The organism is Mesorhizobium sp. ES1-1, assembly GCF_020164785.1.
In the GTDB taxonomy this organism is placed as follows: Bacteria; Pseudomonadota; Alphaproteobacteria; order Rhizobiales; family Rhizobiaceae; genus Mesorhizobium.
Genome location: NZ_JAIUGX010000012.1, coordinates 175396 through 199565 on the forward strand (window position 1 = coordinate 175396; position 24170 = coordinate 199565).

Consider the following 24170-nt stretch of genomic DNA (forward strand, 5'->3'; position numbering starts at 1 on the left):
GCCGTCAGTCTGCGCTCAACCCGTAGCGCTCGACGACCTCGGCACTGATCAGCTTGGCGTGCAGCGTCATGAGCACGATCTGCGCATCGAAACTGTCGCCGGCTTGAAGCGCCGCCTCGATGCGGCGCTCGGCGTCGAGCCTGTCTTGAAGGCCATTGGAGCGTTCGAACGTTTCGCCTCCGGCTATGCAGTAGCTGAACAGTTGCGCCACCTGCGCATAGGCTTGTGGCGGCGGTTCGTCGGGCCAACCGTCCTTCATCAGATTGACGATGGTCAGTTTCACGCCTTCCGGCACCAGCGCCGGATGCAAATCGGCTCGGCGCAACGCCTCATCGAGTTGCCTGAGGTCGCCCGAGCGGCCGAACATTCCGAGAAAGCCGAGAGAAGAGCGCCGTCCCGTCATGATATGCCCTCCTATATCAGACGCCGACGCCGGCGATGCTGGCGGCGGCTCCACAGGCGGCGAGCAGGAGCACGACAATCCAGGGCGGCGTCTTCACGACGATGAGCAACAGGAATCCGCCCAGCGCAAGTCCAAAATCGAGAACGGTTTGCACCGCGCTCACCCAGACAGGATTGTAGAAAGCCGCCGCGAGTATGCCCACGACGGCAGCATTGGCGCCGCGCATAGCCGCCTGTGCTTGTGGCAGGCTGCGCAGGCGGTCCCAGAACGGTAGCGTGCCATACACAAGCAAAAGGCCCGGCAGAAACACCGCGGCAAGGGCAATCGTAGCACCGGCGATGCCGTTGGGCTGCGGCGCGCTTATCGCACCAAGATAGGCGGCGAAGGTGAACAATGGTCCCGGCACGGCTTGAGCGGCGCCGTAGCCGGCAAGGAATGTTTCCGGAGTTACCCAGCCTGGGGTGACGACCTGGCCTTGAAGCAAGGGCAGCACGACATGGCCGCCGCCGAAGACCAGCGCGCCGGAATGATAGAACGCTTCGAACAGCCTCAACGCTTGGCTGCCGGTGGCGGCAGCCGCGAGCGGCGGCAGCACGAACAGGGCGCCGAACAGGACGAACGCGATCAATGACGAGCACCGGCGAACCGGAACGGCCAAATGGCCACCTGATTGCGACGCTCCGTCTCGGCAGACCAGCAGACCGGCGACAGCCCCCATGACGATTGCCGCGATCTGGCCGAAGGAGCCGCCGGCGAGCAGCAGAACGGCTATGGCGGCGAGAGCGATGCCGGCGCGCGGAACGTCCAGGGTCAGGCTTCTCGCCATCCCCCACAGCGCCTGCGCAACGACAGCGACGGCGACGAGCTTCAAGCCATGAACGACACCTTGCGCCAAGGGGCCGCCCAATGACGCGGCGCCAAGGGCGAAGGCGAACAGCAGCAGGGCCGAGGGCAAGGTGAAGCCGGCCCAGGCGGCAAGGCCGCCAAGCAGTCCGTTGCCGCGCAGCACGCCGATCGAAAAGCCGACCTGGCTGGAGGCCGGCCCGGGCAGGAACTGGCAGAGCGCGACCAGGTCGGCATAGCCGGCCTCGTCAAGCCATTTGCGCCGTCCCACGAATTCCTCGCGGAAATAGCCGAGATGGGCAACCGGCCCACCGAACGACGTCAGGCCTAGTCTGAGGAAAACGGCAAAGATTTCCCAAGGCGACCGGACCTGCCCGCTATCGGTGTCGAGTTGGTCCGCCGCCATGGTCCCTTTCACGTCCGAACCGTCTCGGTTCGGACGCTATAGAGCATGAATTGTGGAAAGCTGGAACGGTTCGCGACAGGCCGGCGTCCGGCAGGTGGCTTAGAGAAGCGCCAGTCCGGACGGCGTTTGCGACGGCCAGGTCGGAGACCAGGCCATCGCGCAATGAGGATCGTCTGCAGACCAATCAGTGATTGTCGCGGGGAATGCCCTTGGTATGGGCGACATCCTGGTACTTGATCGCCGGCTTCAGCACCATTCCCTCGGAGAACTGGTCGACCATGGAGCGCTGGATTTCCTGCCATGGGGTCTGGTGCTTGGGATAGTGATAGCCGCCGTCTTTCTGGAGTTCGGCGCGGCGCCTGGCGATTTCCTCGTCGTCGACGAGGATGTTGGCAGTGGCCTTGTTCAGATCGATGCGGACGCGATCGCCCGTCCTGAGCAGCGCCAGCCCGCCGCCGATGGCGGCTTCCGGAGACGCGTTGAGGATCGAGGGAGAACCCGACGTGCCGGACTGGCGGCCGTCGCCGATGCAGGCCAGCGCATGGATGCCCTTCTTGATGAGATAGGCCGGCGGCTGCATGTTGACCACCTCGGCGCCGCCTGGATAGCCGATCGGGCCTGCGCCTCGCATGAACAGGATCGTGTGCTCGTCGATGCCCTGCGCCGGATCGTCGATGCGGGCGTGGTAATCCTCCGGTCCGTCGAAGACCATCGCATTGCCCTCGAAGGCCTCGGGATCCTGCGGATTGGACAGATAGCGCTCGCGGAATTCCGGCGAGATGCCGCTGGTCTTCATGATCGCCGAATCGAACAAATTGCCGCTCAGATTGATGAAGCCGGCATTTGTCTTCAGCGGCTGGGCGACGCTGCGGATGACGTCGGCGTTCTCGTTGGCGACACCCTCGCAATTCTCGCCGATCGACTTGCCGTTGACGGTCCGCGCACCCGGATGAGGCAGCAGTCCGCCCTTCATGAGTTCGGCAACGACGGCCGGGACGCCGCCGGCGTGATGGTAGTCCTCGCCGAGATACTCGCCGGTCGGCTGCAGATTGACCAGCAGCGGGACGTTGAGGCCGGTCGCCTGCCAGTCGTCATTGTCGAGCTTGACGCCGAGATGACGCGCGATGGCATTGAGATGGATGGGGGCGTTGGTCGAGCCGCCAATGGCCGAATTGACGACGATGGCGTTCTCGAACGCCTCCCTGGTCATGATGTCGGACGGCTTCAGGTCTTCATGCACCATCTCGACGATGCGCTTGCCCGTTTCATAGGAAATCTGGCCGCGTTCGCGATAGGGAGCGGGGATGGCGGCGGAGCCCGGCAGCTGCATGCCGAGCGCCTCGGCCAGCGAATTCATCGTGGTGGCCGTGCCCATCGTGTTGCAATAACCGGTGGACGGCGCCGAGGAAGCGACAATGTCCATGAATTCGTCATAGCCGATCTCGCCGGCCGACAGGCGCTGGCGCGATTCCCAGACGATGGTGCCCGAGCCGGTGCGCTTGCCCTTGTGCCAGCCATTCAGCATCGGACCGACGGAGAGCGCGATAGCGGGGATGTTGACGGTTGCCGCCGCCATCAGCAGGGCCGGCGTGGTCTTGTCGCAGCCGATGGTCAGCACGACGCCGTCGAGCGGATAGCCGTAAAGCACTTCGACGAGGCCGAGATAGGCAAGGTTGCGGTCGAGCGCCGCTGTCGGGCGCTTGCCGGTCTCCTGGATCGGATGGCAGGGAAATTCGAACGGAATGCCGCCCATCGAGACGATGCCTTCGCGCACGCGCTTGGCGAGTTCGAGATGGTGGCGGTTGCAGGGCGAGAGGTCCGAGCCGGTCTGAGCAATGCCGATCAGCGGCTTGCCCGACATCAGTTCGGCGCGCGTCAGGCCGTAATTGAGGTAGCGCTCCAGATAGAGGGCCGTCATCCCGGGATTGTCGGGATTGTCGAACCACTCCTGCGAGCGAAATTTCTTCTTGCCTGTGGGGGCGCCTGCCATCGTCGTCTCCGTATTTGTAAGACAAATCGATATGGCAACGCGCGGAAGCAGGCAAGAGGGACGCAGGGTCGCAACCGGACTTTGGTGCGATAGACACGCCCCCAACGCTGCGCTAGGGCTTCGGGCGGTCTTGTCCGGGAGGTTTTTCATGGCGTTGGTGATCGAAGGCGAGGAGCGCATTGCCGCACCCCTGCAAAAAGTCTGGGAAGCACTGAACGATCCAGAGGTCTTGAAGGCTACCATTCCCGGCTGCCAGAGCCTCGAGATGACGTCACCGACCGAGATGACGGCGACCGTGGTGGTGAAGATCGGGCCGATCAAGGCGACCTTCAATGGCGAGGTGACGCTGAAGAACCTCAATCCACCGCACTCCTACACGATCCAGGGCGAAGGCAAGGGTGGCATCGCCGGCTTCGCCAAGGGCGGCGCCGATGTGACGCTGAGCGAGGATGGGCCGGATGTCACGGTGTTGAAATACGCCGCCAAGGCCGATGTCGGCGGCAAGATCGCCCAGCTTGGCAGCAGGCTGATCGAATCGACCTCTAAGAAGCTGGCGGGTCAGTTCTTTTCGAGCTTTGGCGAGAAGGTGGGCGCGGCGTAATCCTCGTCGCCTGCCCTTCCCGTCATTCGAAGACGATGCTCGGCACGGCCGCTTGCGCCGCGCCACGCTCTTCATTGACCCGGTCCCAAACCTTCGAAGCGATATCCCGGTAGATCTTCGCTTCCGGCCCATCCGGCCTGGATACGACCACTGGCGTGCCGGCATCCGAACTCTCGCGGATCCCCATTTCGAGAGGCACTTCACCAAGAAAGGTCACGCCGAGGCGTTCGGCTTCGCGACGCGCGCCGCCGTGACCGAAAATATCATAGCGCTTGCCGGTGTCCGGCGCGATGAAGTAGCTCATGTTCTCGACGATACCGAGCAGCGGCACGTCGACCTTCTTGAACATGTTCAGTCCCTTGCGGGCGTCAATCAGGGCCAGGTCCTGCGGCGTCGAGACGATGACGGCGCCGGCAAGCGGCACCTGCTGCGCCATCGTCAATTGCGCGTCGCCGGTGCCGGGCGGCATGTCGACGACGAGCACGTCGAGTTCACCCCATTCGACCTCGCGCAGCATCTGCGTCAGCGCCGACATCACCATCGGCCCGCGCCAGATCATCGGCGTCTCCTCGTCGACCAGGAACCCCATCGACATCACCTTCAGGCCGTAATTGCGCATCGGCTTCAGGATCTTGCCGTCGACGGTCTCCGGCCGGCCATGGATATTGAGCAGCCTCGGCATGGAGGGGCCGTAAATGTCCGCATCCAGCACGCCGACCCGCAGGCCGTTGGCAGCAAGGCCAAGCGCGATGTTGACCGCAGTGGTCGACTTGCCGACGCCGCCCTTGCCGGAGGCAACGGCGATGATCGCCTCTATGCCTGGCACGCCGCGCTTGCCCTGGCTGTGCGAGGCCGGAGCGTGCGGCGCGGCGCGAGGAGCGGCGGCGGGCGGGGCCGATGGCGCCGGCCTGGGAGCGGGACGCGCCGGAACGGGCGCTTCCATGCCGCCGCCCTTCTTCTCGGCGGTGAGCGCCACGACCGCGCCGGCAACACCGGGTATCGCCTTGACGACACGTTCCGCGGCCGCCCTCAGCGGCTCCATTTCCTGGGCCCGGGCGGCCGGAACCGTGATCGAGAAGAAGACTTTGCCATCGGCGATGAAAATCTCCGAAACCATGCCCAGGTCGACGATATTGCCGGTGAAGTCAGGTCCATTGACCGTCTTGAGGCGCGCGGTGACGATTTCCTTGGTGACGGACATGGCTTTTTCCCAGGGCGTTCAGCTGCGGCTCAGATAGTGCAGATCGGTGGCGAGTCCAAGCGCCACGATGGCTGCCTCACCTCACCAGGTCTGTCGCAAGGTAGGTGAGCGCCGAAATCGCCGCGGTTGCCGGCAAGGTGACGACCCAGGCGACGACAATGTTGCCGGCGAGGCCCCAGCGCACAGCCGAAACGCGGCGGGCGGCGCCGACGCCGATGATCGCGCCGGTGATCGTGTGGGTGGTCGACACTGGGACTCCGAGCCAGGTGGCGGCGAACAGCGTGATGGCGCCGCCGGTTTCGGCGCAGAAGCCCTGCATCGGGTTGAGCCGCGTGATCTTCGACCCCATGGTGTGGACGATGCGCCATCCCCCGAACAAGGTGCCGAGCGCCAGCGCCGACTGGCAGGTGAGCACGACCCAGAGCGGCACGTAAAAAGTGCTGCCGAGCATCCCTTGCGAATAGAGCAGCACGGCGATGATCCCCATCGTCTTCTGGGCATCATTGCCGCCGTGGCCGAGCGAATAGAGCGATGCGGAAAAGAACTGCATTATCCGAAAGGTGCTGTCCACGGCGAAAGGTGTCTGGCGCACGAACAGCCAGGAGACCACCAGGACCAGGACAAGCGCGAGCACAAAGCCGGTTGCCGGCGACAGGACGATCGCCGCGACGGTCTTGCCAAGTCCCGTCCAGACGATGGCGCCGAAGCCTGCTTTCGCCACCCCGGCGCCAACCAGACCGCCGATCAGGGCGTGCGAGCTGCTCGACGGAATGCCGGCGATCCAGGTCACGACATTCCACACAATGGCGCCGACAAGGGCGGCAAAGATCACCGCCGGAGTGACGATGCTGACGTCGACGATGCCTTTTCCCACGGTCTCCGCGACATGAAGGCCGAAGAACATGAAGGCGATGAAATTGAAGAAGGCGGCCCACAGCACCGCATATTGCGGCCTGAGCACGCGGGTGGAAACTATGGTAGCGATCGAGTTGGCGGCATCGTGCAACCCGTTGAGGAAGTCGAAGAACAGCGCCACGGCGACGAGGCCGATCAGCATGGGAAAGGCGATGGTCGCCTCCATGGTCTAGACGTTCTCGATCACGATGCCGCTGATCTCGTTGGCAACGTCTTCGAAACGGTCGACCACCTTTTCCAGCTGACCATAGATTTCGCTGCCGATCAGGTAGGCCATGGCATCGCTGGCGCCATGGCGCCTGAACAGGTCTTTGAGACCCTGCTCGTGCAGATCGTCCGCGCGGCTTTCGACACGCATGACTTCTTCGGCGATGGCGTTGAGACGGACCGTGTTGCTGCCGACCTTGGCAAGCAGCGGGATGGCCTCGGCCACGAGCTTTGCGGCAGAAACGATGACGCCACCCATTTCCTGCATCAGCGGATCGAACTCCTTTCTTTCGAACAGCCTCACGGTCTTGACCGTCTTATGCATCATGTCGATGGCGTCATCCATGGACTGGATCAGGTCCTTGATGTCACCGCGATCGAAAGGGGTGATGAACGAGCGCCGAACCGCCAGAAGCACTTCGGCGGTGATGTGGTCGGCTTCATCCTCGAGATCGACAATTCTCTTGCACCAGTGTTCGATGTCGTTGCCCTGCAGCAATTGCTGCAGGGCCTCGGCACCACCGACGGTCGTGCGGGAATGGCGTTCGAACAGGTCGAAAAAGCGATCTTCGCGCGGCAACAGCTTGCGGAACCAGCCCAGCACGTCCGACCTCCCTGACCCGTCATTACTAAATATTGTGATCCCACCACATAGCGCCCTATCCGTCCTTGGGAAACCAGTAGCCGGCTCAAAGATGTGGATGCGGACATTGCGCAAGGCGCTTGCGGGGAAACGTGATTTCCCCGACGTTGCGCGTGACGACTGGACGAATGGCATGATCGACAAGCTGGAATTCTTCATCGCCTTGGCCAAGGAAGAGCATTTCGGCCGCGCGGCCGAAGTGTGCGGCGTCACCCAGCCGACCCTGTCGGCGGGAATCAAGCAGTTGGAGGGGCAACTCGGCGTCATGCTGGTGCTGCGCGGGTCGCGCTTCCAGGGGCTTACCCCCGAAGGCATCCAGGTTTTGGCCTGGGCGCGCCGCATCGTCGGCGACACCCGCGCCATGCGCGAGGAAATGCGCGCGGCGCGGCATGGCTTGTCGGGCCGCATCCGCATCGCTGCCATCCCGACGGCGCTGGCCATGCTGCCGCGGCTGACCACGCCGTTCCGCGAAAAGCATCCCGGCGTCACCTTCTCGGTGCTTTCGCGCACATCGATCGAGGTGTTGTCGCTGCTCGGCAATTTCGACATCGACGCCGGCATCACCTATCTCGACAACGAGCCCCTGGGGCGGGTGACCAGCGTACCGCTCTATGACGAGCGCTACCAATTGATCACCGCCGCGGGAAATCCCTATTCCGATCGTGACAAAGTGACATGGGTGGAACTTAGCCAATTGCCGCTCTGCCTGCTGACGCCGGACATGCAGAACCGCCGTATCATCGACCACCATCTCGCCGAAGCGGGCGTGCAGGTGCGGCCGACGCTCGAATCAAATTCCATGATCGTGCTGTTCTCGCATATCCGCACCGGCAAATGGTCGTCGATCATGCCGCTCAACCTTGCGGAAACGTTCGGTTTTTCGGAGCCGATCCGGGCCATCCCGATCGTCGAGCCGGATGCCCGGCACACGGTAGGCCTGGTTGCGGCCCCGCGCGAACCGCATACGCCGCTGGTCTCGGCGCTGCTGGACGAGGCGATGGCGCTGGCGGACGATTTCCACGGCAATCGTTGAGCTAGACAGTGCATGCTGTTTCCGCTTGATAGAAGATTTCTATCGAGCAACGAAACCGCTTTATTGATTTCAGGGGTTTTCTCTGATTTCTTAAACACTTAGCGATAAAGCGGCGCAAGCATGTCGTTGTGGCCAGACCGTTTCATGCGGCGGGACGATATCATGGCCGCCACCATAGGGAGGGCGCTGCATGCCAATGCAGCTTGCAAGTACCGAGATCACTTCGCGCACCGCGGCGATCGTCCAGGAGATGAAGGGCCTCGAAGGGCCTCTGCTGCCGATCCTCCACGGCATCCAGGAAGAGTTCGGCCATGTGCCACAGGATGCGTTGCCGGTCATAGCGGAGGCGCTGAACATCTCGAGGGCGGAGGTCCATGGCGTGGTCACCTTCTACCATGATTACCGCAGCCACCCCGCCGGGCGCCATGTGCTCAAGGTCTGCCAGGCGGAAGCCTGCCAGTCGATGGGGTCGGACGCAGTCGCGGCGAAGCTCAAGCAGCTACTGGGCATCGGCTTCCACGAGACGACGCGCGACGGGTCGGTAACGCTGGAGCCGGTCTACTGCCTCGGACTTTGCGCCTGCGCTCCAGCGGCGATGCTGGACGGGCAGGTGATCGGCCGGCTCGATGACGAAAAGCTGGACGAGATCGTCGCCGAGGTACGCTCATGATCCCGCGCATCTACATTCCCGGCGATTCCGGCGCGCTTGCGCTCGGCGCGGAAAAGGTCGCCAAGGCGATCGCCAAGGAACTCGCCGAGCGCGGCGTCGAGGCCAAGATTGTGCGCAACGGATCGCGCGGCGCGTATTTTCTCGAGCCCATGGTCGAAGTGGCGACCGCCAATGGCCGCGTCGCCTACGGGCCCGTCAAGCCGGCCGACGTCAAAGGCCTCTTCGACTGCGGCTTCCTTACAGGCGGCCACCACAAACGCTGGCTGGGCGCGCCCGACAAGATTCCCTTCCTGGCCAGACAGACGCGGCTGACCTTCGCCCGTTGCGGCATAAACGACCCGTTGTCGCTCGACGCCTACAAATCGCTGGGTGGCTTGAAGGGCCTGCAGAACGCTGTGGCGATGGCGCCGGCCGACATCGTCAGGCAGGTCACCGAATCGGGCCTGCGCGGCCGCGGCGGGGCCGGCTTCCCGACCGGCATCAAGTGGAAGACGGTGCTCGATACGACGGCCGACCGCAAATACATCGTCTGCAACGCCGACGAGGGCGACAGCGCCACCTTCGCCGACCGCATGATCATGGAGGGTGATCCCTTCGTGCTGATCGAAGGCATGGCGATTGCTGGCATCGCCACAGGCGCAACCAAGGGTTTCGTCTACATCCGCTCAGAATATCCGCACGCGGTTGCCGTGATGAAGAAAGCCGTCGAGATCGCCCGCATGTCGGGCGTGCTCGGCGTCAACGTACTGGGCTCGCCCAATGCCTTCGACATGGAAATCCGCGTCGGCGCCGGCGCCTATGTCTGCGGCGAAGAAACCTCGCTCTTGAACAGCCTGGAGGGCAAGCGCGGCGTGGTGCGCGCCAAGCCGCCGCTGCCGGCGATCCAGGGCCTGTTCGGCAAACCGACGGTGATCAACAACGTCATCAGCCTGGCCTCCGTACCGATCATCATGGACAGGGGCGCCGCCTTCTACAGGGATTTCGGCATGGGCCGCTCGCGCGGCACCATCCCGATCCAGATCGCCGGCAACGTCAAAAATGCAGGCCTCTTCGAAGCCGGGTTCGGCATGACGCTGGGCGAAATCGTGGACGATATCGGCGGCGGCACGGCCACCGGGCGTCCGGTCAAGGCCGTGCAGGTCGGCGGACCGCTCGGCGCGTATTTTCCGCGCGCGCTGTTCGACACGCCGTTCGACTATGAAGCCTTCGCCGCCAGGGACGGGCTGATCGGCCATGCCGGCATCACCGTGTTCGACGACACGGCCGACATGCTGAAGCAGGCGCGCTTCGCCATGGAGTTCTGCGCCATCGAAAGCTGCGGCAAATGCACACCCTGCCGCATCGGCTCGACGCGCGGGGTCGAGACCATCGACAGGATCGCGCGCGGCATCGAGCCGGAGAAGAACATCGCACTGGTCACCGACCTTTGCCAGACCATGAAGTTCGGTTCGCTGTGCGCGTTGGGCGGGTTCACGCCCTACCCTGTGATGAGCGCGCTCAACCACTTCCGCGAAGATTTCAAGCCGGCGCCAGTCGCCGAAGCAGCAGAATAGGAGCCGCCATGGGTCTCGTTCAGGAAATCGACTACGGCACGCCGGCGTCGGGCTCGCAGAAGCAGGTGACGCTGACGGTCGACGGATTCACGGTGACGGTGCCGGAAGGCACCTCGATCATGCGCGCCTCGATGGAAGCCGGCATTGCCATCCCTAAGCTGTGCGCCACCGACATGGTCGACGCCTTCGGTTCCTGCCGGCTGTGCCTGGTCGAGATAGACGGCCGCAACGGCACGCCCTCCTCCTGCACGACGCCGGTGGCGCCAGGCATGGTCGTGCACACCCAGACCGGCCGTCTGAAGGACATCCGCCGCGGCGTCATGGAGCTCTACATCTCCGATCATCCGCTCGACTGCCTGACCTGCGCCGCCAATGGCGATTGCGAGCTGCAGACGCAGGCCGGCATCGTTGGCCTGCGCGATGTGCGCTATGGCTACGAAGGCGACAACCACGTCTTCAAGAAGAACGATGGCGTCGAGAACTTCAAATGGATGGCCAAGGACGAGTCCAACCCGTACTTCACCTATGATCCGTCGAAATGCATCGTCTGCTCGCGTTGCGTGCGCGCTTGCGAGGAGGTGCAGGGGACCTTTGCTCTGACGATCGAGGGCCGCGGCTTCGGCAGCCGGGTTTCGCCGGGCATGCATGAATTGTTCATCGATTCGGAATGCGTATCCTGCGGCGCCTGCGTGCAGGCCTGCCCGACGGCGACTCTGACCGAAAAGTCGGTCATCCAGATTGGCCAGCCGGAGCATTCCGTGGTCACCACCTGCGCCTATTGCGGCGTCGGATGCTCGTTCAAGGCCGAGATGCGCGGTGACGAACTGGTGCGCATGGTGCCCTACAAGGACGGCAAGGCCAATCGCGGCCATTCCTGCGTCAAGGGCCGCTTCGCCTATGGCTACTCGACCCACAAGGACCGCATCCTCAACCCGATGATCCGCGAGAAGATCACCGACCCCTGGCGCGAAGTGTCGTGGGAGGAGGCGCTGACCCACACGGCCAATGAATTCCGCCGCATCCAGTACCAGTATGGGCGCACCGCGATCGGCGGCATCACCTCGTCGCGTTGCACGAATGAGGAAACCTACCTGGTGCAGAAGCTGATCCGCCAGGGCTTCCGCAACAACAACGTCGACACCTGCGCCCGCGTCTGCCACTCGCCGACGGGCTATGGTCTCGGCCAGACATTCGGCACGTCGGCGGGCACGCAGGACTTCGATTCGGTCGAGAAGACGGACGTGGTGATGATCATCGGCGCCAACCCCGCCGCCGCTCACCCGGTCTTCGCCTCGCGGCTGAAGAAGCGGCTGCGCCAGGGCGCCAAGCTCATCGTGATCGACCCGCGCCGCACCGAGATGGTGAAGTCGCCGCACGTCGAAGCCGCACACCACCTGCCGCTCAAGCCCGGCACCAATGTCGCCGTGGTCACGTCGCTGGCCCATGTCATCATCACCGAAGGGCTATTCGACGAAGCCTTCATCCGCGAACGCTGCGACTGGGACGAGTTCCAGGATTGGGCGTCGTTCGTCGCACTGCCGGAAAACAGCCCTGAAGTCGTCGGCGCGCTGGCCAATGTCGACCCCGAAGAGATCCGCGGCGCGGCGCGGCTGTTCGCGCGCGGCGGCAATGGCGCGATCTATTACGGCCTCGGCGTGACGGAACACAGCCAGGGCTCGACCACGGTGATCGCCATCGCCAACCTCGCCATGGCGACCGGCAATGTCGGACGCCCCGGCGTCGGCGTGAATCCGCTGCGCGGCCAGAACAATGTGCAGGGTTCCTGCGACATGGGCTCGTTCCCGCACGAGCTTCCGGGGTACCGCCACGTCTCCGGCGACGCGGTGCGCGACATCTATGAGAGCCTGTGGGGCGTGAAGCTCGACGACGAGCCTGGCCTGCGCATCCCCAACATGCTGGACGCCGCCGTCGACGGCTCGTTCAAGGGCCTCTACGTACAGGGCGAGGACATATTGCAGTCCGATCCCGACACCAAGCATGTCGCGGCCGGCCTCGCCGCCATGGAATGCGTTGTCGTGCATGACCTGTTCCTCAACGAAACAGCCAATTACGCGCATGTCTTCCTGCCGGGTTCGACCTTCCTCGAAAAGGACGGCACGTTCACCAATGCCGAGCGCCGCATCAACCGCGTGCGCAAGGTTATGGCGCCGAAGAATGGCTTGGCCGACTGGGAAGTGACACAGAAACTCGCCCAGACCATGGGATTGGCGTGGGACTATCAGCATCCGTCCGAGATCATGGACGAGATCGCCAAGACGACGCCGAGCTTCGCCAGCGTGTCCTATGATTATCTGGAAAAGATGGGCTCGGTGCAGTGGCCCTGCAATGAGAAGGCGCCGGAAGGCACGCCGATCATGCACATTGACGGCTTCGTGCGCGGCAAGGGCAAGTTCATCCGCACCGAATATGTGGCGACGGACGAGAGGACCGGCCCGCGCTTCCCGCTGCTTTTGACCACCGGGCGCATCCTCAGCCAGTACAATGTCGGCGCGCAGACAAGGCGCACCGAGAACATCGTCTGGCACAGCGAGGACCGGCTCGAGATCCACCCGCACGACGCCGAGAACCGTGGCCTGCGCGATGGCGACTGGGTGCGGCTGACCAGCCGTTCGGGCGAGACGACGCTGCGGGCGCTGATCACCGACCGGGTGTCCCCCGGCGTGGTCTACACGACCTTCCACCATCCCGACACGCAGGCCAACGTCATCACCACCGACTTCTCCGACTGGGCGACCAACTGTCCGGAGTACAAGGTGACGGCGGTGCAGGTCGGCGCGTCCAACGGACCGTCGGAATGGCAGCGCGATTATAACGAGCAGGCGGAGCAGAGCCGGCGTATCGCCACGCTGCAAGCTGCGGAGTGATTGTGTCGAGGCGTTCGACAATAAGGGCCTTGATATCGACGATCAGTCGACCCCCACTCCGTCGAGCTACGCTCGACACCTCTCCCCCGGTCGACGGGGGAGAGGAAGGGCGCGAGCTTATGATGGCGAACTCCCTTCCTCTCCCTCCGGAGGGGGGAGAGGTGGCTCGGCGAAGCCGAGACGGAGTGGGGGAAGCCGGTTCTGTCACGCGCATCGCCCGAGGGTCCGGCACAACGCCGCGGACGCCTGATCTATCGCAGAGCAATCGACCCTCACTCCATCGAGCTTCGCTCGACGCCTCTCCCCCGATCGACGGGACAGAGGAAAGGCGCGAGCTTGCCCAGCTGTTGCGAAAAGCGGACCGGACAGAAGGCGTTGCCCGATGATCCGCGAACGCCAACCCATCTCCCAGATCTCCAGGCTCGCTCACCGGCCCAGCGGCACGGCTACGGCCAACCGTATGGTGCCGGAAGAGACGCCGGTGGCGCTCTCCTTTGCCGGCACCACGCATGCGGTGATGATGGCGAGCCCGGCGGATTTCGAGGATTTCGCGCTCGGCTTCTCGCTGACCGAAGGCATCGTCGCCTCGCCCGAAGAGATCGATACCATCGATGTCGAGGACCATGGCGCCGGCATAGATATCCAGATCCGCTTGAAGGACACCGCCAACACGCGCTTCGAGGCGCGCCGTCGCCGGCTGGCGGGGCCGGTAGGCTGTGGCCTTTGCGGCATCGAATCGATCGAGGAAGCGATGCGCTCTGTCGACGCGGTCGATGCGTCGGGACTCGCGCTCGATGCCGACGATATCGCCCGATCGGTCAAGCTTCTTTCGAAGATGCAACCTCTGCACGCCGAAACCGGAGCGGTCCATGCCGCCGGCTTCTATGTGCCGGGCAGAGGCATCGTCATGACACGTGAGGATGTCGGCCGCCATAACGCGCTCGACAAGCTGGCAGGCGCCCTGGCCAAGGCCGGTGTCGACGGTGCTTCGGGAGCCGTCGTCGTGACGTCGCGCGTCTCCGTCGAGATGGTGCAGAAGACGGCAGCCATCGGCTCGGCCTTCATCATTGCCGTGTCGGCGCCGACCGCGCTGGCGATCCGCACGGCTCAGGAAGCCGGCATGACGCTGGTTGCACTGGTGCGCGGCGACGATTTCGATGTTTTCACCCATCCCGGCCGGGTGGTTAGCGGAGTTGACCAGCATGTCGCATGACGAAGACCACATCATGAGCACCAAGGAGAAGCTGGTGCGCATGGCCAACCAGATCGGCACCTTTTTTCAATCCAAGCCTCGCGAAGAGGGGATCGCCGGCACTGCCGAACATATCAACAAATTCTGGGAGCCGCGCATGCGGCAGCAATTCTTCGAGATGCTTGACGCCGGCGGCGAAGGGTTCATCGAGATCGTCGTGGCTGCTTCAGCGAAAATAAGGCGGCCGAACGCTCCTGAGGGTGTCGGCTTGGGCGCCGGAGCCGACGTAGAGCGGGGCGCGCCCGGCGGCAAAGGCGTCGCGGCAGGTGAATCGCTGTCGGAGATCGCGGCTTCGCAGAAATAACGCGCCGCTTCTGCTGAGCCGAAGTAGCACGCGACCACCCCGGCAACGCGTTCTCGACCGCAAGCACCGCGCCTTGATCTGCGCTCTCACGCCGGACTAATCCCTACTGCTCATTGGTCCCCTCTTACTTGCCAGCACCGGCGATCTGATCCCCATCGCGGGTCAAATAGTAGGCGGCGAGGATGGGCAGCAGCGTGACGAGCACGACCACCATGGCCACCACGTTGGTGACCGGGCGCTGGCGCGGGCGGATAAGTTCTTCCAGCATCCAGATCGGTAGCGTCTGCTGTTGCCCGGCCGTGAAGGTGGTGACGATGACCTCGTCGAAGGAGAGGGCGAAGGCCAGCATGCCTCCGGCGAGCAGTGCCGTCGCGATGTTTGGCAGCACGACATGCCGAAAGGTCTGGAAACCGTCGGCGCCCAGGTCCATCGAAGCCTCGATCATGGAACCCGAGGTGCGGCGGAAACGGGCGACGGCGTTGTTGTAGACGACGACAACGCAGAAAGTGGCGTGGCCCAGAACGATCGTCCGGAACGAGAACGGGATGTCGGCCAGCGAAAAGGCCGAGCGTAGCGCGATGCCGGTGATGATGCCCGGAAGCGCGATCGGCAGGATGACCAGGAGCGAGACGGTTTCACGGCCGAAGAATTTTGTCCTGGAGACCGCCGCCGAACAAAGCGTGCCAAGGATCAGCGCGATCAGGGTCGAGATGGCCGCCACCCGGACCGACAGCGACAGCGCCTGCCAGACATCCGGGCGGTTCCAGGTGACGGCAAACCATTGCGTCGTCAGGCCGGGCGGCGGCCAGACGAAGCTCTTCTCCTCGGTCGTGAACGCGTAGACGAAGATCAGCAGGAGCGGCAGGTGCAGAAACAGCAGGCCGCAGGCAGCGGCGGCCTTCAGGCTAAGCGGCGCCGATTGTGAGCCGTCAGAGCGCATCGAACGCCCCCATGCGCTTGGCGCCCCAGAGATAGAAGCCCATGATTATGATGGGCACGACTGTGAAGGCCGCGGCGAGGGGGATGTTGCCGGCGGTTCCCTGCTGCGAATAGACGGCCTGGCCGATGAACAGCCGCGAGGTGCCGATGATCTGCGGGATAATGTAGTCGCCGAGCGTCAGCGAGAAGGTGAAGATCGAACCGGCGACGATGCCGGGCAGTGCGAGCGGGAACAGCACGTTGCGGAAGGTCTGGCCCGGTGATGCGCCGAGATCGGACGAGGCCTCGACCAGATTGCCGGGCACACGTTCGAGCGCCGCCTGCACGGGCAGGATCATGAAGGGCAGCCAGACGTAGACAAAGACGATGAAGGTGCCGGTGAAGGACACCGACAGCGAGTTGCCGCCGACGATAGGCAGCGACAGCCAGGCATCGAGCACCCACAGGAGATGCAGCTTGGCGAGCAGCCAGGTGAGGATGCCTTCCTTGGCCAGTATCAGCTTCCAGGCATAGATCTTGACCAGGTAGCTCGACCACAGCGGCAGCATGATGCCGAGATAGAACAGCGCCTTCCATCGGCCCTGCGCATAGCGCGCCGCGTAATAAGCAATCGGGAAGGCCACGATGGCCGAGGCCAGAGTGACAAGCGCCGCCATCGTCACCGTGCGCAGGATGATGTCGAGATTGGCGGCCTGGAACAGGTCGCCATAGGTCTTCAGCGTGAACTGGCGGTTGATGAGACCCGAATATTCATCGATGGAGAAAAAGCTCTGCGCCAAAAGGGCGAAGAGCGAGCCGATATAGACGATGCCGAGCCACAGCACCGGCGGCAACAGCATAAGGAGCAGCAGGAACCTAGGCTTGCGCCAGAAAAGGTCCGACAACGCGCCGCCGATCCCGCCCTTGCCGGGCAGGATGGCGGGTGCTGCGTTGGAGTTGAGCGCCGCGGTGGTCATGGCTCGGCCGAGTGTTGCGAGAGATCATGAGATAGGCAGTGCTCTACGAGGCCCCCCTCTGTCCTGCCGGACATCTCCCCCTCAAGGGGGGAGATCAGCAGCTTGTTTGTCCCGCCGGTTCTGAAATGTCTTTGACTGGCGAAGGCAGTGCCGACGGCCAATCTCCCCCCTTGCGGGGGAGATGTCCGGCAGGACAGAGGGGGGTGCCTCGCGAGAATCGTCCTCATGCCGGCTCGTCCATCAGATGCAGGCTTTCGCGATTGAAGGTGAGAATAACCGCCTCGCCGTCATCCGGCAGGGGCGTTCCGGCCGGCACTATGGCGTGAAGCTGCAACCCATCGGCGTCCAGCGCGAGCCTTGTGGTGGCGCCGAGGTAATTGGTGCCGACCAATCGCGCCGCAACGCCTTCACCGCTGGCCGCGCGGGCCACGCGAATGGATTCAGGCCTCAGGCTGGCCCAGCGGTGCTGGCCGGAATAGCGCTGGACAAAATCCGGAGGCAGGACGTTGGACGAGCCGACAAAGTCGGCGACGAAGCGCGTCTTCGGCCGCTGGTAGATGTCTTCCGGCGTGCCGATCTGCATGATCCGGCCGTCGTTGAAGACGGCGACGCGATCGGCCATCGAAAGCGCCTCCCCCTGGTCGTGGGTGACGAAGACGAATGTGATGCCGAGCGCCTTCTGCAGTGACTTTAACTCCTCCTGCATGTTCTCGCGCAGTTTCAGGTCGAGCGCACCGAGCGGCTCGTCCAGAAGCAAGACCTTGGGCTGGTTGACCAGCGCCCGGGCGAGCGCGACGCGCTGCCGCTGGCCGCCCGACAATTGGCCCGGACGGCGGGCGCCGTAGCCGGGCAGCCGCACCAGCGAAAGCGCCTCTTCAGCGGCCCTATGGCGTCCGGCCTTGCCCACTCCCTTGACCATCAGCCCGTAGGCGACATTGTCGAGTACGCTCAGATGCGGGAACAGCGCGTAATCCTGGAATACCGTGTTGACGTTGCGGCGATAGGGCGGCACGCCCTCGGCGCGCTCGCCGAAGATCGAAATGGATCCGGAACTCGGCTGCCCGAAGCCCGCGATAAGACGCAAGCAAGTGGTCTTGCCCGACCCCGAAGGCCCAAGCATGGCGAAGAATTCGCCCGGCGCGATCTCCAGATCGACCGCGTCGACGGCACGAACGCTACCGAAATGGCGGGAGACCTGTTTGAAGGAAACGGCTGATGTCATGGGCTGTCCCGCAATGTGTCAGGGGAACAAGAGGCAGGCTGATGGTGCCGCCCCTCATCCGGCTGCCGGCACCTTCTCCCGTCAAGCACGGGGAGAGGGGCGCTGTTGTCGATGGTTTCGCCAATTGCGAACGTCGCAAAATAGGCGCCGACATCGCGACTGGATCCCTTCTCCCCGTCCCTATACGGGGAGAAGGTGCCGGCAGGCGGATGAGGGGCAGCGCAAATGCCGACAGAACGAGGGCGATTACCGCCCGCCGATGACGCCGATATAGTCCGATACCCAACGGTAGTAAGGCACGCACTGATCGTTCTGGGTGGCGCATTTCGAGACCGGCGTCTTCCAGAACTTGATCTTGTCGAAGTTCTCATAGCCGTTGGTCTTGCAGCCTTCGTCTGTCAAAAGCTCGTTACCTTTGCAGGCCGCGGGCACGACGGGGAGCGATCCGAACCATGCCGAGACGTCGCCCTGGACCTTCGGCGACAGCGAGTGTTCCAGCCATTTGTAGGCGCAGTTCGGGTTGGCCGCATCGGCTTCCATCATGGTGGTGTCGGCCCAACCGGTGGCGCCCTCTTCCGGAATTGTGGAAGCGATCGGCTTCTTGGCCGCGACCAGCGTGTTGACCTGGAACGGCCATGAACCGGAAGCGACGACGCCTTCGTTCTGGAAATCATCCACCTGGATGGCAGCATCATGCCAGTAGCGGCCAACCAGCGTGCGCTGGACACGCAGCAGGTCGAGAGCCGCCTTGTACTGGTCCTCGTTCAGTTCGTAGGGATCCTTGATGCCGAGTTCCGGCTTGTGGAACATCAAATAGTTCGCTGCATCGGCGATGTGGATCGGCCCATCATAGGCCTGGACCCGGCCCTTGTTGGACTTGCCGTCCGACAGCTTCATCTCCTCGAAGACGACGTTCCAGCTCTTCGGCGCCTCCTTGAACACCTCGGTGTTGTACATCAGGACGTTGGGGCCCCACTGATAGGGCACGCCGTAATGGACCCCGCCAACGGTGAACCAGGGGGCGTCCTTCAGGCGGTCGTCGACCGTTTTCCAGCTCGGGATGAGATCGGTGTTGATCGGCTGAACACGCTTGCCGGCAACGAGGCGCAACGACGCATCGCCGGAAGCGGTGACGAGGTCGAAGCCGCCCTCGTTCATCAGCGACACCATCTCATCCGAGGTGTTGGCGGTCTTGACGTTGACCTTGCAGCCGGTCTCCTTCTCGAATGACGTGACCCAGTCATAGCCCTTGTCGGTCTCGCCGCGTTCGATGTAGCCCGGCCAGGCAACGATGTTGACCTGGCCCTCGCCTTTGCCGATCTCCTTGACCTGGGCGACAGCCTGGCCCGTGAAGGTCACAGCGACCATCAACGCAGTGCATGATTTCAGGAATGAATTCATCGGTCGATCTCCCCATTTTGGCGCTTGCCTCGAAGGCCGGTGTCCGGTCTTCCGTACGGATCAAGCGCGACTGAAAACTATCGGTTCTTCCAAAGAGCGGCTTCAGGGCCCGGAAAGAAAGGTGCTTTGAAAATTCCGGTTTCGCAAATTTCTATCAGAACGGCAATGGATTGACATCCGTCTGCAGGTCGGCCGCATCAGCATCTGCTCCGCCACCCACCATGCTGAGCCGCGCGCCGGCTTGCGCCAGGGCAGCGGCAATGTCGCGCGGCGGCGGCCGGTCCGTGGCGAGTTCGGAAAATCCATCGAAGCCGCAGACCCGGACCAGCCCCTGGCGGCCGAACTTGCTGTGATCGGTGACGACGACCGAACGCTGGCCGCGCGACAGCACCATGCGGGCGAACTCCGCCTCCTCCAGATCGTAGTCCATGACCCCGTTCACGGCGTCGATGGCGCCCGTCGAGATGACGGCATGGCTGACCGAGAAGCGGCCGACGAACTCGATGGCCGAGACGCCGAAAGCAGCGCCCGAATCGCTGCGCAGTTCGCCCCCCGCCATGTAGACCTTGTTGCCGTTGATGGTGGCCAGCGTGCGTGCGATGTCCGACGAGTTGGTGACCACCGTCAAACGCCTGTGGCCGAGCAATTCGCGGGCCAGGAACGAGGTGGTCGTGCCAGTATCGAGCATGATCGATTCGCCATCGCGGATGGTGGCGGCGACCATGCGGGCAATCTGGCGCTTGGACTCCGCGTTCTCGCGCATGCGCCGTTCGAACGGCGCTTCGCCGATCATCGTGGGCAGGCCGATGGCACCATGCATCTTGAGAACGGAGCCGTCTCCCGACAGCGGCTTCACATCGCGGCGCACCGTTTCGAGCGAAACACCCAGCCGGTCGGCCAGGCTTGCGATGGTCACGGTGCCCTCTTCCTGAAGAAGTCGCAGAATCTCGCCGTGGCGTTTTGAGTGAGGCATCTCGATTGTTCCGTCGTTGCGCAGCCGATCGCCCGTATCCATGGCAAATCTGCCGCATATTACAAGAAATCTCGCGCCTATCCGGTCAACAAAGCATAAAACACCACAAACCCACGTTGACAACCGTCATGACGTAGCGTGACATGGAAATGGAGAGGCTCGAACAGCCACGGCAAACGGTGGCAGGGCCGTGTCACCTTGCGTGTCCACGTCTGGAACAGCGAGTGAGGGCGGGGGCAGTTTTTCGAATCCGCGGGGGCGGATGCCGGCCTTGATGAGGCTGGCGCATAGGGGCTCGTCGGTGCGGCACGGGATACCGATCCTGGACGCCGCGCCGACGAGGTTTCTTGCCGGGATCGTCATCCCCCGAGCGCGCAGCACCGTTCGTCGTGACCGTGCCATCAACTGACCGCCAACCGACAGGGGGCCAATCGATGACAGTCGAAGATCGCATCCGCGCTCTGCCCTGCTGGAACGGCGCCCTTGAGATCGCGCCGTTGCCGGGCGGCCTGAGCAACGCCAATTATCTGGTCGAGGATGCCGCCGGGAAGCACGTTGTGCGCTTCGGCAAGGACTATCCGTTTCATCATGTCTTTCGCGAACGCGAGGTCATGACCGCGCGGGCGGCCCATGCCGCCGGCTTTGCGCCGGCCGTCCGCCATGCCGAACCTGGCATCATGGTGACAGCATTCCTTGGCGCGAAGACTTATCAAGCCGGGGACGTGCGCGCCAATTCCGGTCGTGTCGCGACCTTGATGCGCGGCTTCCACCGGGAGATGCCCAGCCACGTTTCCGGCGCGGGGTTCATGTTCTGGGTTTTCCATGTCATTCGCGACTACGCGCGCACTCTGGAGGAAGGCGGAAGCCGCAAGCGTGGCGAGCTGCCAGGCTATCTTTCGCTGGCCGACGAACTGGAGCGCGCACAGAAACTGCTGCCGGTCGTCTTTGGGCACAACGACTTGTTGCCGGCCAACATTCTCGATGACGGGCACCGGCTCTGGCTCATCGACTACGAATATGCCGGCTTCAACACGGCGATGTTCGACCTCGCCGGCGTGGCTTCCAACGCCGGCATGAGCGATGAGGAATCCTTCGCCTTCCTGACCGCGTATTTCATGCGGGAGCCGGACGAGGCGATCCGCCGCTCGCACGCGGCCATGCAATGCGCCTCGCTACTGCGCGAGGCGATGTGGAGCATGGTGTCCGAACTTTATCTCGATGCGCCCGGCATAGACTATGTCGCCTATACCGAGGAAAACCTGACGCGCTTGGCGGCCGCGCTGGAAAACTACAGAACGAAATACGGGACACCGAAATCATGACGCTGCCCACCCATGCCGCTGTTGTCGTCATCGGCGGCGGCATCATCGGATGTTCGACGGCTTATCATTTGGCGCGCGACCACAAGGCCGATGTCGTGCTCTTGGAACAGGGCAAGCTGACCTCCGGTTCGACCTGGCACGCCGCAGGCCTCGTCGGGCAATTGCGTTCGTCGGCGTCGATCACCCGCGTGCTCAAATATTCCGTCGATCTCTACAAGGGACTGGAGGCCGAAACGGGGCTCGCGACCGGTTGGAAAATGACCGGATGCCTGAGGCTCGCCACCAATGCAGACCGCTGGACTGAGTACAAGCGACTGGCCACGACCGCGAAAAGCTTCGGCATGGACATGCACTTGCTGTCGCCGGACGAAGTCAAGAAGATGTGGCCGCTGATGGAAACCGGCGATCTCGTCGGTGCCTCCTGGCTGCCGACCGACGGACAGGCGAGCCCTTCCGACATCACGCAGTCGCTGGCCAAGGGCGCGCGCATGCATGGCGCGAAGCTGTTGGAGGATGTCCGCGTCATCGGCTTCGAGATCGAAGATGGCCGCATCACAGTGGTCAAGACCAGCAAGGGCGACATCGCCTGCGACAAGGTGGTGAACTGCGCGGGCCAATGGGCGCGGCAGGTCGGCGCGCTCGCCGGTATCAACGTGCCGCTGCAACCGGTGAAGCACCAGTACATCATCACCGAGAAGATCGAAGGACTGGCGACCAACGCGCCGACCATCCGAGACCCTGACCGGCGCACCTATTTCAAGGAAGAGGTCGGTGGACTGGTGATGGGCGGCTACGAGCCCAATCCCCAAGCATGGGCGACGGGGCTCCCTGGGGGTGACGTCCCCAATGACTGGGAGTTCCGGTTGTTCGACGATGATTACGACCATTTCGAGCAGCATATGAACCAAGCGATCGCACGGGTCCCCGCGCTCGAGCGGGTTGGCGTCAAGCAGATGATCAATGGCCCGGAGAGCTTTACGCCGGACGGCAATTTCATCCTCGGCATGGCTCCCGAATGCACCAACATGTTCGTCGGCGCCGGCTTCAATGCCTTCGGCATCGCCTCGGGCGGCGGCGCCGGCTGGGTTCTGGCGCAATGGGTGGTTGATGGCGAGGCGCCGCTCGACCTGTGGGTGGTCGACATCAGGCGCTTTTCCACGCTGCACCGCGATCGCCAATGGGTGCGGGAACGCACCTTGGAGGCCTATGGCAAGCACTATACGATCGGCTTCCCGCATGAGGAATATACCAGCGGCCGGCCACGCATCGTCTCGGCGCTGTACGACCGGCTGAAACAGCGGCGGGCCGTGTTCGGCTCGAAACTCGGCTGGGAACGGCCGAACTGGTTCGCGCCGCAAGGCGTCCAGCCACAAGACATCTATTCCATGGGGCGCCAGAACTGGTTCGCGTCGGTGGGCGACGAACACCGGCACGTGCGCGAACATGTCGGTATCTTCGACCAATCGTCCTTCGCCAAATATGAGCTGAGCGGCCCAGATGCAGCTAAGGCGCTGGACTGGATCTGCGCCAACGACGTGGGCAAGCCGGTCGGCAGGCTGACCTACACACAACTTCTCAACACGCGTGGCGGCATCGAGGCCGATCTGACCGTGGCGAGGCTGGCCGAGGAGAAATTCTACATCGTCACCGGCACTGGCTTCCGCACGCATGATGCTTCGTGGATCAGCGATCATATCGGCGAGGGTCTTGATGCCAAGCTCGCCGATGTCACCGAGGATTTCGGCACGCTGTCGCTGATGGGTCCCCGGGCACGCGATGTGCTCGCCGGCGTGACCGAAGCGGATGTGTCGAATGCCGGCTTTCCGTTCGGCCATGTGCGCGAGATCGTCATTGGCGGCCACACAGTTCGGGCCTTGCGCGTCACCTATGTCGGCGAGCTCGGCTGGGAACTGCATGTGCCGATCGCCGCCACGGGCGAAGTCTTCGACGCGCTGATGGCCGCCGGCAAACAGCATGGCATCCGCCCGGTCGGCTACCGGGCCCTGGACTCTTTGCGGCTGGAGAAAGCCTATCGCGCCTGGGGTTCCGACATCACGCCCAACGACACGCCGCAGGAGGCCGGGCTCGGCTGGGCGGTCAAGCTGCGCAAGAACACCGACTTCGTCGGACGGCGCGCCCTCGAGAAGGTTGGCGGCGCACCGTTGAAGAAGCGATTTGCCGGCTTCACGGTCGATGACCCCGACATCGTGCTGCTCGGCCGCGAAACCATCCTGCGCAATGGCGAACCGGTCGGCTACCTGACCAGCGGCGGCTATGGCTACACGCTGAGCAGGAACATCGGCTACGGCTATGTGCGCAATGCCGACGGCGTCAGCGACGGTTTTCTTGCCTCGGGGGATTACGAACTGGTGGTCGCAATGGAGCGGGCACCGGCCAAGATCCATCTCGAACCGCTGTACGACCCGGCGGGCCTCAGGGTCAAAGCGTAGA

The 24170-nt window shown here is 63.5% G+C and carries 20 protein-coding genes; 9 read left to right on the forward strand and 11 right to left on the reverse strand.

The annotated features are described in order from the left end of the window. Window positions 1–4: 4 nt before the first annotated feature. The 3 genes from LB513_RS20655 to LB513_RS20665 all read right to left on the reverse strand — a co-directional run bounded on the left by LB513_RS20655 (window position 5) and on the right by LB513_RS20665 (window position 3642). Window positions 5–403, reverse strand: coding sequence for a hypothetical protein (locus tag LB513_RS20655; RefSeq protein ID WP_224665363.1), 399 nt, complete (start codon window positions 401–403; stop codon window positions 5–7). Between the two features lie 16 nt (window positions 404–419). Then, a complete protein-coding gene (chrA, locus tag LB513_RS20660) occupies window positions 420–1652 on the reverse strand; it encodes a chromate efflux transporter (protein WP_224665364.1) in 1233 nt (410 codons plus the stop codon). 184 nt (window positions 1653–1836) lie between these two features. Beyond that, window positions 1837–3642 carry an IlvD/Edd family dehydratase gene (locus tag LB513_RS20665; protein ID WP_224665365.1) on the reverse strand — a complete coding sequence of 602 codons (1806 nt, stop codon included), beginning with the start codon at window positions 3640–3642 and terminating at the stop codon, window positions 1837–1839. Window positions 3643–3790: 148 nt separating this feature from the next. On the opposite strand from LB513_RS20665, the gene LB513_RS20670 reads away from it, so the two are divergent. After that, window positions 3791–4243 (forward strand): SRPBCC family protein, encoded by a 453-nt coding sequence (locus LB513_RS20670; RefSeq protein WP_224665366.1) that lies wholly within the window; start codon window positions 3791–3793, stop codon window positions 4241–4243. A gap of 22 nt (window positions 4244–4265) precedes the next feature. On the opposite strand, the gene LB513_RS20675 is transcribed toward LB513_RS20670, so the two are convergent. From LB513_RS20675 to LB513_RS20685, 3 genes are all read right to left on the reverse strand, one after another. After that, complete coding sequence (locus LB513_RS20675; RefSeq protein ID WP_224665367.1) at window positions 4266–5444, reverse strand: Mrp/NBP35 family ATP-binding protein; 1179 nt, start codon at window positions 5442–5444, stop codon at window positions 4266–4268. Between the two features lie 76 nt (window positions 5445–5520). Beyond that, window positions 5521–6525: an inorganic phosphate transporter gene (locus tag LB513_RS20680; protein WP_224665368.1), complete on the reverse strand. Its 1005-nt coding sequence runs from the start codon at window positions 6523–6525 to the stop codon at window positions 5521–5523. Between the two features lie 3 nt (window positions 6526–6528). Further along, on the reverse strand, window positions 6529–7170 hold the full coding sequence (locus LB513_RS20685; RefSeq protein ID WP_224665369.1) for a DUF47 family protein: 642 nt from the start codon (window positions 7168–7170) through the stop codon (window positions 6529–6531). 172 nt (window positions 7171–7342) lie between these two features. On the opposite strand from LB513_RS20685, the gene LB513_RS20690 reads away from it, so the two are divergent. The 6 genes from LB513_RS20690 to LB513_RS20715 all read left to right on the forward strand — a co-directional run bounded on the left by LB513_RS20690 (window position 7343) and on the right by LB513_RS20715 (window position 14906). Next, complete coding sequence (locus LB513_RS20690; RefSeq protein ID WP_224665414.1) at window positions 7343–8242, forward strand: LysR family transcriptional regulator; 900 nt, start codon at window positions 7343–7345, stop codon at window positions 8240–8242. Window positions 8243–8432: 190 nt separating this feature from the next. Further along, window positions 8433–8912, forward strand: coding sequence for a formate dehydrogenase subunit gamma (locus tag LB513_RS20695; RefSeq protein WP_224665370.1), 480 nt, complete (start codon window positions 8433–8435; stop codon window positions 8910–8912). Further along, entirely contained in the window at window positions 8909–10465 is a 1557-nt protein-coding gene (locus LB513_RS20700; protein WP_224665371.1) for a formate dehydrogenase beta subunit, read from the forward strand. Before LB513_RS20695 ends, LB513_RS20700 begins: the two co-directional genes overlap by 4 nt. An 8-nt stretch (window positions 10466–10473) precedes the next feature. Continuing rightward, entirely contained in the window at window positions 10474–13350 is a 2877-nt protein-coding gene (fdhF, locus tag LB513_RS20705) for a formate dehydrogenase subunit alpha (RefSeq protein ID WP_224665372.1), read from the forward strand. Window positions 13351–13732: 382 nt separating this feature from the next. Next, window positions 13733–14563: a formate dehydrogenase accessory sulfurtransferase FdhD gene (fdhD, locus tag LB513_RS20710; RefSeq protein WP_224665373.1), complete on the forward strand. Its 831-nt coding sequence runs from the start codon at window positions 13733–13735 to the stop codon at window positions 14561–14563. Further along, complete coding sequence (locus LB513_RS20715; protein ID WP_224665374.1) at window positions 14553–14906, forward strand: formate dehydrogenase subunit delta; 354 nt, start codon at window positions 14553–14555, stop codon at window positions 14904–14906. Before fdhD ends, LB513_RS20715 begins: the two co-directional genes overlap by 11 nt. Before the next feature lie 124 nt (window positions 14907–15030). Here the strand turns inward: LB513_RS20715 and LB513_RS20720 are convergent, their stop codons facing one another. From LB513_RS20720 to LB513_RS20740, 5 genes are all read right to left on the reverse strand, one after another. Beyond that, complete coding sequence (locus tag LB513_RS20720) at window positions 15031–15846, reverse strand: ABC transporter permease (RefSeq protein WP_224665375.1); 816 nt, start codon at window positions 15844–15846, stop codon at window positions 15031–15033. After that, the gene (locus tag LB513_RS20725) at window positions 15836–16801 is read right to left on the reverse strand and encodes an ABC transporter permease (protein ID WP_224665376.1); all 966 of its coding nucleotides are present in this window, start codon (window positions 16799–16801) and stop codon (window positions 15836–15838) included. The genes LB513_RS20720 and LB513_RS20725 overlap by 11 nt, the downstream gene beginning before the upstream one ends. 223 nt (window positions 16802–17024) lie before the next feature. Further along, window positions 17025–18023, reverse strand: a complete 999-nt coding sequence (locus LB513_RS20730) for an ABC transporter ATP-binding protein (RefSeq protein WP_224665377.1) — start codon at window positions 18021–18023, stop codon at window positions 17025–17027. Window positions 18024–18269: 246 nt separating this feature from the next. Continuing rightward, window positions 18270–19424: an ABC transporter substrate-binding protein gene (locus tag LB513_RS20735; RefSeq protein ID WP_224665378.1), complete on the reverse strand. Its 1155-nt coding sequence runs from the start codon at window positions 19422–19424 to the stop codon at window positions 18270–18272. Between the two features lie 154 nt (window positions 19425–19578). Next, window positions 19579–20397 carry a DeoR/GlpR family DNA-binding transcription regulator gene (locus tag LB513_RS20740; RefSeq protein WP_224665415.1) on the reverse strand — a complete coding sequence of 273 codons (819 nt, stop codon included), beginning with the start codon at window positions 20395–20397 and terminating at the stop codon, window positions 19579–19581. A gap of 434 nt (window positions 20398–20831) precedes the next feature. Between LB513_RS20740 and LB513_RS20745 the strand changes: the two genes are divergently transcribed. Beyond that, a complete protein-coding gene (locus tag LB513_RS20745) occupies window positions 20832–21719 on the forward strand; it encodes a phosphotransferase family protein (protein ID WP_224665379.1) in 888 nt (295 codons plus the stop codon). Beyond that, the gene (locus LB513_RS20750; protein WP_224665380.1) at window positions 21716–24169 is read left to right on the forward strand and encodes an FAD-dependent oxidoreductase; all 2454 of its coding nucleotides are present in this window, start codon (window positions 21716–21718) and stop codon (window positions 24167–24169) included. Before LB513_RS20745 ends, LB513_RS20750 begins: the two co-directional genes overlap by 4 nt. Window position 24170 lies beyond the last annotated feature (1 nt).

Excerpts from the sequence above, each read along its gene's own strand:
- LB513_RS20725 (WP_224665376.1), bottom strand. The coding sequence starts at position 16,801 with ATGACCACCGCGGCGCTCAACTCCAACGCAGCACCCGCCATCCTGCCC.
- LB513_RS20730 (WP_224665377.1), bottom strand. The coding sequence starts at position 18,023 with ATGACATCAGCCGTTTCCTTCAAACAGGTCTCCCGCCATTTCGGTAGC.
- fdhD (WP_224665373.1), top strand. The coding sequence starts at position 13,733 with ATGATCCGCGAACGCCAACCCATCTCCCAGATCTCCAGGCTCGCTCAC.
- LB513_RS20750 (WP_224665380.1), top strand. The coding sequence starts at position 21,716 with ATGACGCTGCCCACCCATGCCGCTGTTGTCGTCATCGGCGGCGGCATC.
- fdhF (WP_224665372.1), top strand. The coding sequence starts at position 10,474 with ATGGGTCTCGTTCAGGAAATCGACTACGGCACGCCGGCGTCGGGCTCG.
- LB513_RS20675 (WP_224665367.1), bottom strand. The coding sequence starts at position 5,444 with ATGTCCGTCACCAAGGAAATCGTCACCGCGCGCCTCAAGACGGTCAAT.
- LB513_RS20670 (WP_224665366.1), top strand. The coding sequence starts at position 3,791 with ATGGCGTTGGTGATCGAAGGCGAGGAGCGCATTGCCGCACCCCTGCAA.
- LB513_RS20695 (WP_224665370.1), top strand. The coding sequence starts at position 8,433 with ATGCCAATGCAGCTTGCAAGTACCGAGATCACTTCGCGCACCGCGGCG.
- LB513_RS20700 (WP_224665371.1), top strand. The coding sequence starts at position 8,909 with ATGATCCCGCGCATCTACATTCCCGGCGATTCCGGCGCGCTTGCGCTC.
- LB513_RS20715 (WP_224665374.1), top strand. The coding sequence starts at position 14,553 with ATGTCGCATGACGAAGACCACATCATGAGCACCAAGGAGAAGCTGGTG.
- LB513_RS20690 (WP_224665414.1), top strand. The coding sequence starts at position 7,343 with ATGATCGACAAGCTGGAATTCTTCATCGCCTTGGCCAAGGAAGAGCAT.
- LB513_RS20740 (WP_224665415.1), bottom strand. The coding sequence starts at position 20,397 with ATGCCTCACTCAAAACGCCACGGCGAGATTCTGCGACTTCTTCAGGAA.
- LB513_RS20655 (WP_224665363.1), bottom strand. The coding sequence starts at position 403 with ATGACGGGACGGCGCTCTTCTCTCGGCTTTCTCGGAATGTTCGGCCGC.
- LB513_RS20735 (WP_224665378.1), bottom strand. The coding sequence starts at position 19,424 with ATGAATTCATTCCTGAAATCATGCACTGCGTTGATGGTCGCTGTGACC.
- chrA (WP_224665364.1), bottom strand. The coding sequence starts at position 1,652 with ATGGCGGCGGACCAACTCGACACCGATAGCGGGCAGGTCCGGTCGCCT.
- LB513_RS20745 (WP_224665379.1), top strand. The coding sequence starts at position 20,832 with ATGACAGTCGAAGATCGCATCCGCGCTCTGCCCTGCTGGAACGGCGCC.
- LB513_RS20680 (WP_224665368.1), bottom strand. The coding sequence starts at position 6,525 with ATGGAGGCGACCATCGCCTTTCCCATGCTGATCGGCCTCGTCGCCGTG.
- LB513_RS20720 (WP_224665375.1), bottom strand. The coding sequence starts at position 15,846 with ATGCGCTCTGACGGCTCACAATCGGCGCCGCTTAGCCTGAAGGCCGCC.
- LB513_RS20665 (WP_224665365.1), bottom strand. The coding sequence starts at position 3,642 with ATGGCAGGCGCCCCCACAGGCAAGAAGAAATTTCGCTCGCAGGAGTGG.